The sequence below is a fragment of the Achromobacter sp. genome (assembly GCF_050285585.1).
Taxonomy (GTDB): Bacteria; Pseudomonadota; Gammaproteobacteria; order Burkholderiales; family Burkholderiaceae_B; genus Achromobacter.
On the sequence record NZ_JBLZXF010000006.1, the window covers coordinates 80,843 to 96,114 of the forward strand.

Here is a 15,272-nt window from a genome sequence, read left to right on the forward strand (position 1 = left end):
TTGCAATGACTCTTCCCCTTTCCCGAATCCGCGTACTCGACGTCAGCCAGATCATGGCGGGCCCCTATTGCTGCATGCTCTTGGGCGACATGGGCGCCGACGTGATCAAGGTCGAAACGCCCGGCGTTGGCGACCAGACCCGCCGCGCCATGGGCTTCAAGCTCAAGGGCGAGGACAGCGGCGGCTTCATCGCCTTGAACCGCAACAAGCGCAGCGTCGAGATCGATCTGAAGAACCCGCAGGGGCTCGAAGCCTTCTACGAGCTGGTGCGCAGCGCCGACGTGCTGGTGGAGAACAACCGCCCGGGCGTGGCCGCCCGGCTGAAGATCGACTACCCCACGCTGCAGGCCATCAATCCGCGCCTGGTCTACGCGAGCATCTCCGGCTTCGGCCAGACCGGCCCCTGGGCGCTGCGCCCCGGCCTGGACCTGATTGCGCAGGCCAGCTGCGGGGCCATGAGCGTGATGGGCGAGCCCGGCGGCGCGCCCATGAAGTCCAGCGTCCCCTTTGCGGACCTGGGCGCGGCGCTGTTTGCCTCGTACGCCATCCTGAGCGCCGTGATCGGCCGCGAGCAGACGGGCCTGGGCCAGTACATCGACGCCTCGCTGTTCGAGACCGCGCTGGGGCTGTCGATCTGGGAAACCGCCGAATTCTGGGGCACCTCCCGCCTGCCGACCCCGCTGGGCAGCGCCAACCGCATGAGCGCGCCCTACCAGGCCATCCGCGCCGCGGACCGCCATCTGGTGATCGGCGCCGCCAACCCCAAGCTGTGGGCGGCGTTGTGCGGGGTGATCGAACGCGAGGACCTGCTGGCCGATCCGCGCTTTACCAACAACGTGGAGCGGCTCAAGAACCGGAAACCGCTGATCGAGTTGCTGGAAAAGGAGTTCGCCCGCCGCCCCGCCGCCGAATGGGTCGAACTGCTGCTGGCGGCCGGCGTGCCGGCCGCGCCGATCCAGAACTACGAGGAAGCCCTGGACTGCGAACAGGCCAAGGCCCGGGACATGGTCGTGGAGGTGGATCATCCGGTCGAGGGCAAGGTCAAGATGCTGGGCTTTCCCGTCAAGCTGCGGGGCACGCCACAGCAGATCCGCCGCCCGGCGCCCCTGCTCGGCGCGCACACCGCGGAGGTGTTCTCCGAACTCGGCCTGTCTCCCGAGCGCATCGAGCAACTGCAGACCGCCGGCGCCTTCGGCCCGCAGGGCAGAACCGCCGTGGCCGCATAAGCGGTACATTTCCAACGATCTCCTGCGGCTCCTCACGGCCATGACCACAGCAACCACCGACGTTCCGGCATTCATCGACGCGCACCACCACTTCTGGGACATCGGGCGCAATCCCTATCCCTGGCTGCAGGGCGAGACCCTCGCAGACTTCCGTTACGGCAGCTACACGGCGCTCCAGCGCAACTATCTGCCCGACGACTTCACGGCGGACACCCGGGGCTGCGCGCCGATGGCCACGGTCCATATCGAAGCGGAATGGGACCGCGGCACGCCGGTCGACGAGACGCGCTGGCTGGCCTCGCTGGCGCAGCGCTACCGGCGGCCTTCCGTCGTGGTCGCGCACGCGGACCTGGGCGCTGCCGACGCCAGGCAGGTCCTGGCGGCGCAGGCCGCCTTCGACATGGTCCGAGGCATTCGCCACAAGCCCGCGGTATCGGCGCGGGCCGGCGAGTGCCGGCGCGGCGCGCCGGGTTCGATGGACGACGCGCGCTGGCGCGACGGATATGCCTTGCTGCAGCAATTCGGCTTGTCGTTCGACCTCCAGGCGCCATGGTGGCACCTGGAGCAGGCGCTGGCGCTGGCGCGCGATTTTCCGGCGACCACCCTGATACTCAATCACACGGGCCTGCCCTCGGACCGCAGCGAACAGGGCCTGGCAGGCTGGAGGAAAGCGCTCGAAACCCTGGCGCAGGCCCCCAATGCCGCCCTGAAGATATCGGGACTGGGCCAGCGCGATACGCCCTGGTCCGCCGAGGCCAACATTCCGGTGATCCGCAGCGCCATCGCCATCTTCGGCGCCGACCGCTGCATGTTCGCCAGCAATTTCCCGGTCGACAGCCTGGTCGCCACGTACCCCGCCATCGTGGCAGCCTTCGCCGAGGCCATCGCGCCCCTCGACCCCGCGCAACGGCATGCGCTGTGGGCCGGCAACGCGGCGCGCCTCTACAGGATGCATGCGGAAGCGCAATGAGCGGTAGCCCGCCCCGCGATTACGGGCCGGTGCGAGGCTCCTTTTCGTGTCAACCGGCCCTAGGGCTGGCCGTCCCTGGCCAGTTCCTCGTGCATCCAGTCCACGAAGGCCGCGATGCGCGGGTCCCCCAGGCGATTGCGGGGAAACACCAGGTAATACGCAAACTCGATGGGCAGGCTGTGCGCCGGAAACAGGCGCACCAGCTTGCCGGACGCCAGGTCCTGCTGCACCCAGCTTTTCTTGACCAGCGCCACGCCCTGTCCGTCGATCGCGGCGTCGATCACCAGATGGCTGGGCCAGAAGGAAGGCCCGCGCGTCGCGTCCAGGTCGTGCACGCCCATGTGCGCCAGCCACGTGGCCCAGTTCGGGTTGCTGACATCGTCGTAGGTGCTGTCGTCATGCAGCAGCACGTGATGCCTCAGGTCCGCGAATCCGTGGATGGGGTGCGGCCCTTGCTGGAGCGCCGGGCTGCATACGGCGAACACTTCCACGGGCAGCACCATTTCCGAATGCAGCCCGGCATATACGCCGCGTCCGTAGCGGATCTCCATGTCGACGGCGTCGCGGGAGAAGTCCGCCATGAGCTTGGAGGTGGAGACTTTCAGGTCCAGGTCCGGGTGTTCGCGGCTGAACCGGCTCAGGCGCGGAATCAGCCACTTGACGGCAAACGTCGGCGGCAGGTTGATCTTGAGCAGCGAAGCGCTTTTCTCGCGGTGCAACTGATAGGTCGCGACCTCCAGCTGCCGGAACGCCTCCTGCACCCCCGGCAGATACGCCTTGCCCGCCGGCGTAAGCGTGAGCGTCTTGGAATCCCGGACGAACAAGGCAATACCCAGGTTTTCTTCCAGCGACTTGACCTGGTGGCTGACCGCCGACGACGTCACGAACAGTTCTTCCGCCGCTTTGGTGAAGCTCATGTGCCGCGCCGAGACTTCAAACGCGCGCAGCGGGTTCAAAGGGGGAATTTTTCTAGCCATAAGAGAAGCGCGAATCCATCCGGAATGGCGTAAAGCCGCTCATTGAGCCCAATGAGCGACTTTACATGGCCCGCTGCGGGCCGCGGCCGAGCGCGGCAGCATGCCATTGCCGCCGCGAGACTGGATTCTACCCCGCTTCAGGGCTGCGCCACCGCGCCGTTCACCAGGCGCCAGAGGCCCTGCGGATTGGCGTTTTGCAGGGCGGGCGGCAGCAAGGCGTCCGGAATGTCCTGGTAGCACACCGGGCGCAGGAACCGGTCGATGGCGCTCGTTCCGACCGACGAGTACATGGCGTTGGAGGTGGCCGGGAACGGGCCGCCGTGCACCATCGCATGGCAGACCTCGACGCCGGTCGGAAAGCCATTGGCCAGGATCCGGCCGCACTTGCGCTCCAGCACCGGCAGCAGGCGGCGCGCGGCGTCGTGATCGCCCTCGTCCAGGAGCAGGGTCGCCGTGAGCTGGCCTTCGAGCAGATCGGCCACCTCCAGCAGCTCGTCGACACCGCGCGCCTTCACCACCACCGACGCGGGGCCGAACATCTCGGCCTGCAGCGCCGGGGTGCGCAACAGGCGCTGGGTGTCCGTCACGTACAGCGCGGCCTGGGCGGCATTGGCCTGTCCGGCGGCCGGCGCCCCGCACGCCACGCGCTCGACGCCTTCCAGGGCATCCACCTGCGCCCGGCCGTCCAGGTAGGCGGCGAGGATGCCGGGAGTCAGCATGGTCTGCGCCGCCTTGGCGCCCAGCGCCTTGCCGGCCGCGTCCACGAAGCGTTGCAGGTCCGGTCCGTCGATGGCGAGCACCAGGCCGGGATTGGTGCAGAACTGGCCGGCGCCCATCGTCAGCGAGTCGGCGAAGCCCTGGGCCAGCGCCTCGGCCCGCGCCGCCAGCGCCTGCGGCAACAGGAATACGGGGTTGATGCTGCTCATCTCGGCATACACCGGAATCGGCTCGTGGCGGCTGTTGGCGATGCGCAGCAGCGCCAGGCCGCCCTGGCGCGAACCCGTGAAGCCCACGGCCTTGATGCCGGGATGGGCGACGAGCGCCTCCCCGATGTTCCGGCCGGCGCCGATCAGCAGCGAAAAGACGCCCTCGGGCATCCCTAGCCGCTGCGCGGCCGTCTGGATTGCGCGGCCGACGAGCTCGGAGGTGCCCAGGTGCGCGCTATGCGCCTTCACAACGACGGGCGCGCCCGCGGCGAGCGCGGAAGCGGTATCGCCGCCGGCCACCGAAAAGGCCAGCGGGAAATTGCTGGCGCCGAACACGGCCACCGGGCCCAGCGGGATCTTGGCCAGGCGCAGGTCGGCGCGCGGCGCCGGCTGGCGCTCGGGCTGGGCGGTGTCGACGGTGGCGCGCAGGAAATGCCCGTCGCGCACCACCTGAGCGAACAGCCGCAGCTGGCCGGTGGTGCGCGCGCGCTCGCCGGTCAGGCGGGCCACGGGCAGGCCGCTCTCGGCATGCGCGCGCTCGATCAGCGCATCGCCCAGCGCCATGATCTCGTCGGCGATGGCTTCGAGGAACGCGGCGCGGCGCTCCAGCGGCAAGTTGCGATAGGGGTCGAAGGCGCGGGTGGCCAGGTCCACGGCACGGTCCACATCCTCGCGCGAGCCGAGGCCGAATTGCGGCTCGGCGATCTCGGCATTGGCCGCGGGATTGAAGGCGCGCTGGCTGCCAGCCTGGCCGCGGACGGCCCCATGGCCGATCAGCATTTCTCCGGTGAGTGGCATGAGAAAGGGTTCCTGTTGGATGGTTGGAATCGGAAAAAAAAGGGTTCAGTCGTCCAGCGGCTGGCCGCTGCGGTCGCGCGCCATGGCCACGGCCGCGATGGAGACCAGCGCGCAGGCCGCGAGGAAGAGCACCACGGGCACGTAGCTGCCGCTGAAATAGGCGATCAGCGCGGTGGCGATCAGGGGCATGGGGCCGCCCACGAGCGCGGCCCCGATCTGGTAGCCGAGCGACATGCCGGTGTAGCGGATCGACGCCGGGAACGCTTCGGCCAGCAGCGTCCCGATCATGGCGCCGTAGCTGGCCCAGATGATGCCCAGGCCCACGACGATGGCCAGCGCCGCGGCCGGAACGGACTTCTGGTCCAGCAGCCAGAAGTACGGGAAGATCCAGGCGAGGAACGCCAGGCTGCCCAGGATAAAGACCTTCTTGCGGCCTATCCTGTCGGACAGATGGCCGAAGAACAGCATGAAGGGAAACGCGATCAGCGCGCAGACCAGCACGATGTTGAGGATCGTCGAGCGCGCAAAACCGTGGTCCATCATGTAGGAAACGGTGAAGGTCGCATACAGGAAGAAGGTCGAAGTCTCGATGACCTTCGCGCCGATGGCGATCAGCACCTCGCGCCAGTGGTGCTGCAATGTCTCCTTGAGCGGAATGCGCGCGCTGCTGCGCGTGGCCTGGATCTTCTTGAAGGAAGGGGTCTCGCCAACGGCATTGCGGATCCACATGCCGACCGCCACCAGCACAATGGAACCCACGAAGGGAATGCGCCATCCCCAGGACAGAAAGGCTTCCTCGCTCATGCCGGCGCTTAGCATCGACGTAATGATGTTGCCCAGGGCCAGGCCCAGCACCGCGCCGGTCTGGGGCACGGCGCCGTAGAAGCCGCGTTTGTTACGGGGCGAGTATTCCACCGCCAGCAACACTCCTCCGCCCCACTCGCCTCCCAGCGCCAACCCCTGCAGCAGGCGCAGCAGGGTCAACAGGATGGGCGCGGCGAGGCCGATCTGCGCGTAATTGGGCAGCAGCCCCATGAGCACGGTGGACAGTCCCATTATGGACAGCGTCATCGCCAGCGTCTTCTTGCGGCCGACGCGATCGCCGATATGCGAAAAGATAACGCCTCCCAGGGGCCGGACCAGGAATGCCAGCGCGAAGGTCGCCAGCGCCAGCATCTGGCTCACCAGCGCGTTGTCGCTGGGAAAGAACTGCTTGGCAAAGATAATGGATGACATGGTTCCGTAGAGGAAATAGTCATACCATTCGATGGTGCTGCCGACGGCGCTCCCGAAGAGTGCGCGGCGGCGCTCGGAATCCGGAACCATGGTCTCCTTGGAACTCATGGAATCCAGTGCATTGAAAGAGGCGCTACTCATGTCTCCACCTGCATTTTTCTGTGATTGACTATTGTTTCGTCATGCGGACCCCTCGGCGGCTGGGCTGCCGCCGCCGGGCCGCGCCTGAATGGAAGTCACATCGACTGCCGCAGCATCTCGACGTAATCCGCGGCCGAGGCTTCCCGCGGATTGGTGCGATGGCTGTGGTCGGCCAGCGCGCCGTGCACGATGCGGTCGAACAACGCCTCCGTCACGCCCAGCTGCCCCAGGCCCGTGGGCAGTTGCAGCGCCTGGGACTTGGCGACCAGCGCATCCTCTATCGCTATCGACGCCGGCAAGCCCATGGCCTGCGACAGGCGGGCGATCTTGTCCTCCCGCGCCACCGATTCAGCGCCGCGGTTGTAGCGGATCACTGCGGGCAACAGGATGGCGTTGAGCGTGCCATGGTGCAGCTTGGGGTTGATGCCACCCAACGAATGGCTGAGACTGTGCACGCATCCCAGGCCCTTCTGAAACGCCAGCGCGCCCTGCAAGGAGGCGCTCATCATGTTGGTGCGCGCCTCGATATTGGAAGGTTCGTGGAACGCCTGCTCGATGTGGCGCCAAGCGCGCCACAGCCCATCGAGGGCAATGCCGTCCGCCGGCGGATTGAACGCCGGAGCCAGAAAGGTTTCGATGCAATGCGCAATCGCATCCATGCCGGTTGCCGCCGTGAGCCCTGCCGGCAGGCCCAGCGTGAGCGCCGGGTCGCAGACCGCCACCCTCGGAATGACGTACGGGGAAAGGATGCCGACCTTGCGGCCGTCATCAAGAATGATGATGGCGCCCCGCCCGACTTCGCTACCGGTGCCGGCGGTAGTGGGGATGGCGACAATGGGCAGCGTAGCGGCGGTGATGCGCTGCAGCCCGCCCTCGATCAGCGCGAACTGGCGCAGCGGGCCTTCATGCCGCGCGGCCACCGCCACGGCCTTGGCCAAATCGATGGACGAGCCGCCGCCCACGGCGACGATACCGTCGCAGCCGGCCGTCTTCAGGACTTCGACGCCTGCGCGCACCGCCGATTCGGACGGATTGGATGGCGTCTCGTTGAAAACGGCGCTCTGCCGGCCGAGCACGGATTGAACCTTATCGACGATGCCGGCCGCTTCCACCCCCTTGTCCGTCACGATGCAGGGATTCGCAATGCCCAGCTTGTCGCAGACCTCTTTCAGTTCAGCCAGGACGCCCGAGCCGAAACGCACTTCGGTCACGTAATTGATCACAGCCATATTGCCTCTTCGTTAAAACAGTTTGCGGGAGGCAGTCTAGGGAGACAGTGGGTTTCGGTACACTGACAGCTTGCGATAGAGATATAACTTTTACTCATAGTGAACCCCACTCCCAGCCTGAATTCCGTGATGTCACGGCTGCATGCCAAGCAGCTGCGGCTGCTTATCGCCATCGAGGAAAGCGGCTCCCTGCTTGGCGCCGCCGACAAAGTAGGGCTCACTCAGCCCGGAGCAAGCAAGGCTTTGCGCGAGCTGGAGCAGACCTTTCAGGTTGAGCTCTTCGAGCGTACGAACCGAGGGTTAATACCTAATGAGGCCGGGAAGTGCGTATTGCGATTCGCGCGCCTGATCCAGGCCGACATCAATAACCTGAGGTTTGAGCTGGATGCAATCGCCAGTGGCGCGGGCGGGCGGTTGGCGATCGGCACGATCATGGGCGCGGTGCCCCTGCTGACCGATGCGATTTCCGACCTGCTTGAACACCAGCCGCGCATGACGATAGAGGTCGTGGAGGACACCAGCGAGACCCTGCTGGACCTGGTGGATCGCGGCCGCCTGGATGCAGCCATCTGCCGCTCCTCGGTGAGCAGGAATCCGGACATCTACGAATCGCTCTTCATCAAGGACGAAACGCTGTCGGTGATCGCGAATGTGAACCACCCGGCCATCGGAGCGAAATCGGTCGAACTGACCGAGCTGCAGGACAGCCGGTGGGTTGTCTATCGCGCGCATATGCCCATGCGCCGACTGCTGGAACGAGAGTTCCACGAGGCGCAGCTCAATTTTCCGCTGCACCTGGTCGAGACCACGTCGACGCTGACGACGCTGTCCCTGCTCAGCCGCAACACCGATCTGGTGGCCCTGGTGTCCGACGACGTGGCGAACTACTTCTGCCGCCATGATCTCGTCGGAGTCCTGCCTCTGCGGCTTAAGTCGCGCAGCGAACCCTATGAATTGGTACTGAGGAAGGGTCCAAAGCGCAGTCCCACGCTCAATCTGCTGCTCGAGTCCCTGAACAAGGTCCGGAAAGGAGGGCCGGCGTGGACGGCAGACGAGGATGCGGGCCCATAGAAGAAATGCCGCCCGCGCCTTGCGCATTGCGGGTGAGCATTGCCGGAACGCCTGATTCGGCAATCCGGGCCCGAAAAGAAAAAAGGCACTTCGCTTTCGCGTAAGTGCCTGATTTCATTTGAATTCTGTGGGGTGGCTGATGGGACTCGAACCCACGACAACCGGAATCACAATCCGGGACTCTACCAACTGAGCTACAGCCACCACTGGTACTGCTTTCTTCGCCGCCGCCCTCTGAAAAGAGAAGCTCATCAACGAAGAGGCCGAATTCTAGCACGTTTTTCGAGGCGGTGTGAAAGCGGGCGGCGCAGGCCTACTTGCCAGGCTCTCCCGCCTTGATATCCTTGCGCATTGATTCCGTCTGGAGCCTGTTTCCCACGCCATCGCCATGGACCGCCTACACGCTATTTTGATCGATTACTGGCCCCATCTGGTATTTGCCATCAGCATCGTGGCGGGGACCGGCGCGGCGGTGCATGCCGCGATGACCAAACAGGACGTGCGGGCCGCCATCGGCTGGGTGGGGGTGGCGTTGTTTTCGCCCCTGTTCGGAGCGCTGGTCTATTTCGTGGCCGGCATCAACCGCATCCGCAAGACGCGGCTGTCGCAGCAACGCGACGAGGCGATGGTGGTGGACGCGGAGCAGGTCGAGACGGCGCCGGTGGACGTGGCGCCGATCTCCGGCGCGCAATTCGCCTCGCTGAAGGTGCTGGGCGACCGGGTCAGCCGGTTCCGCCTGCTGGGCGGCAACGCGGTGCAGCCCCTGGCCGGCGGCGACGAGGCCTATCCGGCCATGCTGCAGGCGATCCGCGAGGCGCGCCACGCCGTGGCGATGCAGAGCTATATCTTCGACAACGATCCGATCGGCCGCGAAATGGCGCAGGCCCTGATCGAGGCGCGGGCGCGCGGCGTGGAAGTGCGCGTGCTGATCGACGCCATCGGCTCCAAGTACTCCCGACCGCCCATCGTGCGCATGCTGTCGCGGGGCGGCGTGCCGGTGGCGCGCTTCATGACCAATCCGCTCGGCGTGCTGCGCATGCCCTACGCCAATCTGCGCAGCCACCGCAAGGTGCTGGTCGTCGACGGGCGGGTCGGCTTCACCGGCGGCATGAACGTGCGCGCCGCCTTCGTGAGCGCCCTGGCCGGGCCGGCGACCAATCGCGACACGCACTTCCGCGTGGAAGGGCCCATCGTGACGCAGCTGATGTCCGTGTTCGCGCACGACTGGAATTTCACCACGCACGAATTCTTGCCGGCCAAGCCCTGGTTCGATCCCAGCGCCCTGCCGCTCACCGGCCGCGTGCCGATGCGCTGCGTGCCGTCCGGCCCCGACCGCGCGCTGGGCAGTTCGCACAACATGCTGCTGGGCGCGCTGGCGGTGGCGCAGCGCCACGTCCGCATCCAGTCTCCCTATTTCCTGCCCGACCAGACGCTGATCGGGGCGCTGGCCACCGCGGCGCGCCGGGGGGTGGTGGTGGATATCGTCATCCCGGGCAAGAACAATCTTCGGCTGGTCGACTACGCGATGACGGCGCAGCTGGACCAGGTGGTGCGCACCGGCTGCCGGGTCTGGCGCTCGCGCGGCGCGTTCGACCATTCCAAGCTGATGACCGTGGACGACGCCTGGGCGTACGTGGGGTCGTCCAACCTGGACCCCCGCAGCCTGCGGCTGAACTTCGAACTGGACACGGAGATCTACGACCCGGGCGTGGCGCGCTGGATCGCCGCGCGGGTGGACGAGCTGATAGGCGGGGCCAAGCGCGAAACGCTGGAAGGCCTGCAGCAGGCGCCTTTCGTCAAGCGCCTGCGCAATAAGGTGATCTGGCTGGCGACGCCCTACCTGTGACGCCGCCCGCCCAACTACGGTAATCTTGCTCGATGCGCTACGAACTTACCGATCTCCGCCTGTTCCTCGCGATCGCCGAGGCGAAAAGCCTGTCCGGCGGGGCCAATGCGGTGCACCTTACCGCCTCGTCGGCCAGCTATCGCCTGAAGAACCTGGAGTTCGCCATGGGCGTGCCGCTGTTCAAGCGGGAAGCGCGCGGCATGGAACTCACGTCCGAAGGCACCTTCGTGCTCAAGCATGTGCGCTCGCTGCTGGCCGGGGTCGAGCGCATGCATGGCGAGGTCAGCGGTTTCGCCAGCGGCCTGAAGGGCAGCGTCAAGCTGTTCGCCAACAGCAGTTCGCTCAACGGCTTCATCGTGCCCAGCCTGAGCCGCTTCCTGTCGGCCAATCCCAACGTCAATATCCTGCTCGAAGAACGTTCCAGCAATACCATCGAGGCGGCCATCGCCGGCCAGGAAGCCGACATCGGCATCTTCGCCGGCCGCGCCAAGTCCGCCGGTGTCAACGCGACGCGCTACGCGGTCGATGAGCTGATCATCGCGGCGCCCTTGAACCACCCCGTGGTGGAAAGTTCGCCGGTACGCTTCCCGGCGGTGCTGGACCTGGATTTCGTGTGCATGAGCCGCGCCAGCAGCAACTATATTTTCCTGCACGATATGGCGAAGCTGGCGGGCAAGGTGCCCAAGGTGCGCATCCACGTGCACACCTTCGACGCCGTGCTGTCCATGGTGGAGGCCGGCGTGGGCGTATCGCTGGTGCCGCGCAGCGTGGCGGCCAGCGCGCTGCGCGAAGCGCGGATCGCGGCGGTGGCCCTGCGCGAGCCCTGGGCGCTGCGCGAGCTGACGCTCGTCACCCAGGCCGGCGTTCCGCCCTCGCCCTTCGTCGAACAAGTCGCCGAGTACCTGCTGGACGACCCTATCGTGGCGGCCACCCGCGAGCAGGGCTGAACCCCGCCCGCGCCCAGCCTTCAATTGCCCAGGCAGGCCTGCGCCGCGACGACGGTGCGCTGGATGCCGCGCTCCAGCCGATCTGCCGTGAGGCCATAGGCGGGCAGGCGCCGCCACAGGACCAGGCCGCCCGTCTGCGGATCTATCCCGGCGGCTGCGCCCGCCAGGTTCTGGCCGAGATAGGCGTCGCCCAGCAACTGGACGGCCGACTCCCCGTCCAGCTCCACCGGCTCCGAGCCCACGGGGGCTAGGACCAGCACCTCTTCTTCGGCTGCGTCCCAGGCCAGTATCACCGCCTGCCCGGGCTGCGGCAAGAGCACGCAATGTTCGTTTTCGAGCGTGGCGGCGGGCAGGCCGGCCCGCGTGCAGTAGGCGTTGACCAGCGCGAGGAAAGTGTCGATGTTCATAGGCAGGCGCGTTCGGCTTAAGGGGCGGGCGGGGAGATCAGGCGAAGTTTGCCGGCGTGAAGGCAGGCGGTTCCGGCTGCGCGACGGGCTGGGCCGCGCCGTCATCGCGCGACAGCTCCAGCCGGGCGCGCCAGTTGACCGCGGCGTCGCCGAACGCGTGGATTCTTCCCTCCAGGGCCTCGCTGCCGAGCTCGGCCAGGTCCAGGCGCAGGATCAGCATCGCGTGATGCCGCGCATCGTCCAGGGCCAGCGCGCCTCCCGCGACCGAACGCCAGGAGGTGTTCCCCGCCAGCATCATGGGGTAGATGCGGGCGCGCGCCTGCGGCGCGACCGCGCCCAGGTCGGCGGCCAGCACCAGTACCTGGGTGTCGCCTTCGACGAAATACTGCAGGAGCAGGGTCGTGCCATCGACGAGCAGCGCGCCCGCGCCCTGCTCATCGAAAAGCGTGCCGTCCCGGCCCAGGGCCTTCGCCACGGCGGTCAGTTTGGCGGGCAGAGAAATGGACATAGCGGATTTCCTTTGGTAGCGGAAAGAGCGGGGCCGGAAGGCCTCAATGCTTGTAGTCGAGGATGGCCGAGGGGCTGAGCAGCGCGCCGAGCTGCGCCACCACGCCGGCGGGAACGCGCAGCGTGACCGTCTTGCCGTTCGGGGAGATATCGAGGGCCGCTCCGAACTGCCCGGCGTGGCCGCCCAGGTAGCGCTGAATCGCCTTGTTCATCTTGGACACTTCGCCCTTCGACCCGGAACAGGTGAACAGCAGATCGTTGGTGCCGGGATCCTGGCTGATGTGCCACTCCTTGCGTTTGTCCGGATCGCTGATCTGCGGATGCCGCAGCTGGATGCCGCTGCCGGTTCTCGCGATGGTCGGAGAGGTCAGCTTTTCCAGCCCGTCGAGCATGTTGAGGGAAATGTCGCGCAGGTTCACGTGGTTGATATCGGCGCGTGGCACGCCGAAATCGAAATTGTCCACGGCGAGCCGTTCCTGGAATATCTGCAGGATGTCGTCGCGCCGGCCTTCATATTGCGCCTTGATGTCCTGGATGTGCTGGCCGAAATTGGCGGCGTCGGGGCGCCCGTTGCCGAATTGCTGGGCATACAGGTCGAACAGCCGGCCGTCGGCGCCGGACTCCTTCAATCTGGCGATCTGCCGCACGCCCTCCATCTTCTCGGAAAGCGGGCTTTGGTCGAACATGGAGAAGTTCTTGTAGCCCTGGGACGCGAACACGCCGGGCTGCTTGAACGAAAAATCCGAATTGATGTCGCCGCGCCGGCTCAACAGGCCGCCTTCGAGCGCATGGCCGGGGTCGATGCCGACGAAGGTATTGCCCACGTAGCCCTTATTCCCGCCCTTGGAGCCCAGCGCGTCGCGATCGGCCATCAGCAGCAGCAGGATCTTGTTGCGGCCCAGCTCGTTCATGCTGGAATCCAGCACCGGCGGCCCGCTGTACACGCCCTGGGCATCGCCCTGCGCCTTGGTGTTGCGCACCAGCATGCCGTCCTTCAGATAGCGCTCGCCGCGCAGGGGCTTGCCGTCGAAGTCGCTGAACGAGTTTCCGTCCACGCCGTCCACGTGGGTGCCGTCCAGCATGAGCTTGGGGGTGCCGTCGGCGTACTCCCCTTCAACGATCTTGAGCTTCTGGCTCTGGATGCCCAGGCTGCGCATCAGGTCGTTGGCCAGCGCCTCGCGCACGGCCCCCTCGTTGCGGTCCTTTGCCGTGGCGCCCGTGTACCAGCGATGCAGCGCGTTCTTCGCCTTGTCGCTGGGGATCTGGTAGCGGTCGCCGGACTTATCGGATTCGTAGTAATCCAGCTTGATGTAGTGATTCTTGTTGAATTTCGGCTGGGTCTCCATGATGCCCTGACGCAGCCGGTCCAGCGTTTCGTTGGCCTGCCCGGCTCGCGTCTGGTCGGCCGTCTGCGCGCTGCCGGAGAAGGCCTCCTGCATCAGGGTCGAAACCAATGCGCTCTTGAAGTCGTCTTCCAGGCCGGCATTTGCCCGCAAACCCGCCAGCACGCTGGGCGCGCCCTCTTCCTTGGCTGCCTGCAGCAGCTCGTCGGCAAGCTCGGCATGAGGGGAGCCGGACCCGGCGATGGACGCCAGCACCCGCTGCATCATCGCGTCCAGCGCCTGATCGCTCGGTCCGCCCTGCGGAGGTTGCGCTGCCAGCCAGCCTGCCGCCAGCCGCAGTGCGTGGAGATGGAATTTATGTTGCGGATCCTGCAGCTTGGCGGAATCGTCGGGCGTCCAGTCGCGCTTGGCGATGAAACCCGGCTCGACACCTTTGGCCTTGTCGCCCATGACCCGGTATCCGGCCACGTTGCCCTGGAAGTTGTTTCCATTGACCGGGGCGTAACGCTGGCCGAACTGGGGTACCGGGTCGCCCTGCCCCCTGGCCAGGACGCGGCTCAGCCCCTGCCCGATCGCCGAGGCGAAGTTCTGGAACTGATTTCCGATGCTGGCGAGCAAATTCGTCTGGAATTGGCCCGATGTTCCCTGCACTTGCGTAACCATGGCGTTCCCGTGAATCGATAGTCGAAGGACGACGGGCGCGGACTGGCCCGCCAAGCTCACGGTCTGAGTAACGGCAAGGAGAGGAAAGTTCCAACGGCAGCCGGGCCGGTTTCGCCGCGCCTTCCCGCCCCGCGCGCCCCGGCAACGCCCCCCCTGAACGGGCGCCCAGGGGGGGAAGCGGTTCAGGCCTTTTCGCGGCGCTTGCTCTCCAGGAACGCGTTCATGAATTTCTGGGGCTCGCCGGTATTGAACGCGGCCCCGAATTCCGCCACGCTGTCCTCGATCGCTTCGTCCACCGACATCGTCTCCCAGCGGCGCAGCAGCTTCTTCTGCTGGCGCAGGGCGGCCGGGCCCAGCGCGGCGAACCCCTCGGCCAGCTTGCGGATGACCCCGTCCAGTTCGGCCCCCGGCACCGCCGCATTCACCAGCCCCCAGTCCTGGGCGCGGCGGGCATCGATCAGCTCGCCGGTAAGCAGCATCCAGGCGCTGTTGGCGGCGCCGATCAGCTGGGGCATGAGGGCGGCGTGGATCACCGACGGAATGCCCACCTTCACTTCCGGCATGCCGAATTGCGCGTCGTCGGCGCTGACGCGCAGGTCGCAGGCCAGGGCGAATTCCAGCCCCCCTCCCAGGCACCAGCCCGGGATGCGCGCGATGACGGGCACCGGGAAATGGCGGACGGCATTGCAGAGGTCGCGCAGGTTCGAGATGAAACGTTGCGCCTTGGGTTCGTCCAGCGCGGCCATTTCCGCGATGTCGGCGCCGGCCACGAAGGCTCGCTCGCTGGCGCCGCGCAGCACCAGCACGCGCACCGAGTCGTCCTCGCGCAGCCTCGCCAGCGCCTCGCGGAGGCCGTCGATGACCGGCGTGCTCAGGATATTCAGCACGCCGGCGTCCTGCATGGTCAAGGTGGCGATGCCCGCCGCGTCGACGTCGGCGCGGGCATGGGGAACGGTAAAGGTCTTGGTGCTCATCAGGGTTCCTT

General features: G+C 66.5%; 13 protein-coding genes and 1 tRNA gene. 5 read left to right on the forward strand and 9 right to left on the reverse strand.

Going from position 1 to position 15,272, the window contains the following annotated elements:
• The first annotated feature begins 5 nt into the window (after positions 1-5).
• Together ACN6PJ_RS10910 and ACN6PJ_RS10915 are read left to right on the forward strand one after the other, a co-directional pair.
• Positions 6-1,226, forward strand: a complete 1,221-nt coding sequence (locus ACN6PJ_RS10910; RefSeq protein WP_427995877.1) for a CaiB/BaiF CoA transferase family protein — start codon at positions 6-8, stop codon at positions 1,224-1,226.
• Between the two features lie 40 nt (positions 1,227-1,266).
• A complete protein-coding gene (locus tag ACN6PJ_RS10915; RefSeq protein WP_427995878.1) occupies positions 1,267-2,196 on the forward strand; it encodes an amidohydrolase family protein in 930 nt (309 codons plus the stop codon).
• A 59-nt stretch (positions 2,197-2,255) separates the two neighbouring features.
• Here ACN6PJ_RS10915 and ACN6PJ_RS10920 read toward each other — a convergent pair whose 3' ends face one another.
• The 4 genes from ACN6PJ_RS10920 to ACN6PJ_RS10935 form a co-directional block, all read right to left on the reverse strand.
• Complete coding sequence (locus tag ACN6PJ_RS10920; RefSeq protein WP_427995879.1) at positions 2,256-3,173, reverse strand: transcriptional regulator GcvA; 918 nt, start codon at positions 3,171-3,173, stop codon at positions 2,256-2,258.
• A gap of 137 nt (positions 3,174-3,310) precedes the next feature.
• On the reverse strand, positions 3,311-4,897 hold the full coding sequence (locus tag ACN6PJ_RS10925; protein WP_427995880.1) for an aldehyde dehydrogenase (NADP(+)): 1,587 nt from the start codon (positions 4,895-4,897) through the stop codon (positions 3,311-3,313).
• A gap of 45 nt (positions 4,898-4,942) precedes the next feature.
• Positions 4,943-6,274: an MFS transporter gene (locus ACN6PJ_RS10930; protein ID WP_427995881.1), complete on the reverse strand. Its 1,332-nt coding sequence runs from the start codon at positions 6,272-6,274 to the stop codon at positions 4,943-4,945.
• A 95-nt stretch (positions 6,275-6,369) separates the two neighbouring features.
• Positions 6,370-7,503: an iron-containing alcohol dehydrogenase gene (locus ACN6PJ_RS10935; protein WP_427995882.1), complete on the reverse strand. Its 1,134-nt coding sequence runs from the start codon at positions 7,501-7,503 to the stop codon at positions 6,370-6,372.
• Between the two features lie 129 nt (positions 7,504-7,632).
• Between ACN6PJ_RS10935 and ACN6PJ_RS10940 the strand changes: the two genes are divergently transcribed.
• Positions 7,633-8,574 (forward strand): LysR family transcriptional regulator, encoded by a 942-nt coding sequence (locus ACN6PJ_RS10940; RefSeq protein WP_427995883.1) that lies wholly within the window; start codon positions 7,633-7,635, stop codon positions 8,572-8,574.
• 128 nt (positions 8,575-8,702) lie between these two features.
• Here ACN6PJ_RS10940 and ACN6PJ_RS10945 read toward each other — a convergent pair.
• A tRNA-His gene (locus tag ACN6PJ_RS10945) sits at positions 8,703-8,778 on the reverse strand.
• A 184-nt stretch (positions 8,779-8,962) separates the two neighbouring features.
• Here ACN6PJ_RS10945 and ACN6PJ_RS10950 point away from each other — a divergent pair.
• Both ACN6PJ_RS10950 and ACN6PJ_RS10955 read left to right on the forward strand, forming a co-directional pair.
• A complete protein-coding gene (locus tag ACN6PJ_RS10950; RefSeq protein ID WP_427995884.1) occupies positions 8,963-10,420 on the forward strand; it encodes a phospholipase D-like domain-containing protein in 1,458 nt (485 codons plus the stop codon).
• Between the two features lie 32 nt (positions 10,421-10,452).
• On the forward strand, positions 10,453-11,367 hold the full coding sequence (locus ACN6PJ_RS10955) for a LysR family transcriptional regulator (RefSeq protein WP_427995885.1): 915 nt from the start codon (positions 10,453-10,455) through the stop codon (positions 11,365-11,367).
• 20 nt (positions 11,368-11,387) lie between these two features.
• On the opposite strand, the gene ACN6PJ_RS10960 is transcribed toward ACN6PJ_RS10955, so the two are convergent.
• The 4 genes from ACN6PJ_RS10960 to ACN6PJ_RS10975 form a co-directional block, all read right to left on the reverse strand.
• The gene (locus tag ACN6PJ_RS10960) at positions 11,388-11,774 is read right to left on the reverse strand and encodes a type III secretion system chaperone (RefSeq protein WP_427995886.1); all 387 of its coding nucleotides are present in this window, start codon (positions 11,772-11,774) and stop codon (positions 11,388-11,390) included.
• Positions 11,775-11,811: 37 nt separating this feature from the next.
• A complete protein-coding gene (locus tag ACN6PJ_RS10965; protein ID WP_427995887.1) occupies positions 11,812-12,282 on the reverse strand; it encodes a type III secretion system chaperone in 471 nt (156 codons plus the stop codon).
• Positions 12,283-12,325: 43 nt separating this feature from the next.
• Positions 12,326-14,287 carry a hypothetical protein gene (locus ACN6PJ_RS10970; protein WP_427995888.1) on the reverse strand — a complete coding sequence of 654 codons (1,962 nt, stop codon included), beginning with the start codon at positions 14,285-14,287 and terminating at the stop codon, positions 12,326-12,328.
• A gap of 182 nt (positions 14,288-14,469) precedes the next feature.
• Complete coding sequence (locus ACN6PJ_RS10975) at positions 14,470-15,261, reverse strand: enoyl-CoA hydratase (protein ID WP_427995889.1); 792 nt, start codon at positions 15,259-15,261, stop codon at positions 14,470-14,472.
• Positions 15,262-15,272: the final 11 nt, after the last annotated feature.

Bases quoted from the DNA above. Each gene is read 5' to 3' on its own strand.
- ACN6PJ_RS10910 (WP_427995877.1), top strand. From the start codon at position 6: ATGACTCTTCCCCTTTCCCGAATCCGCGTACTCGACGTCAGCCAGATC.
- ACN6PJ_RS10915 (WP_427995878.1), top strand. From the start codon at position 1,267: ATGACCACAGCAACCACCGACGTTCCGGCATTCATCGACGCGCACCAC.
- ACN6PJ_RS10920 (WP_427995879.1), bottom strand. From the start codon at position 3,173: ATGGCTAGAAAAATTCCCCCTTTGAACCCGCTGCGCGCGTTTGAAGTC.
- ACN6PJ_RS10925 (WP_427995880.1), bottom strand. From the start codon at position 4,897: ATGCCACTCACCGGAGAAATGCTGATCGGCCATGGGGCCGTCCGCGGC.
- ACN6PJ_RS10930 (WP_427995881.1), bottom strand. From the start codon at position 6,274: ATGAGTAGCGCCTCTTTCAATGCACTGGATTCCATGAGTTCCAAGGAG.
- ACN6PJ_RS10935 (WP_427995882.1), bottom strand. From the start codon at position 7,503: ATGGCTGTGATCAATTACGTGACCGAAGTGCGTTTCGGCTCGGGCGTC.
- ACN6PJ_RS10940 (WP_427995883.1), top strand. From the start codon at position 7,633: ATGTCACGGCTGCATGCCAAGCAGCTGCGGCTGCTTATCGCCATCGAG.
- ACN6PJ_RS10950 (WP_427995884.1), top strand. From the start codon at position 8,963: ATGGACCGCCTACACGCTATTTTGATCGATTACTGGCCCCATCTGGTA.
- ACN6PJ_RS10955 (WP_427995885.1), top strand. From the start codon at position 10,453: ATGCGCTACGAACTTACCGATCTCCGCCTGTTCCTCGCGATCGCCGAG.
- ACN6PJ_RS10960 (WP_427995886.1), bottom strand. From the start codon at position 11,774: ATGAACATCGACACTTTCCTCGCGCTGGTCAACGCCTACTGCACGCGG.
- ACN6PJ_RS10965 (WP_427995887.1), bottom strand. From the start codon at position 12,282: ATGTCCATTTCTCTGCCCGCCAAACTGACCGCCGTGGCGAAGGCCCTG.
- ACN6PJ_RS10970 (WP_427995888.1), bottom strand. From the start codon at position 14,287: ATGGTTACGCAAGTGCAGGGAACATCGGGCCAATTCCAGACGAATTTG.
- ACN6PJ_RS10975 (WP_427995889.1), bottom strand. From the start codon at position 15,261: ATGAGCACCAAGACCTTTACCGTTCCCCATGCCCGCGCCGACGTCGAC.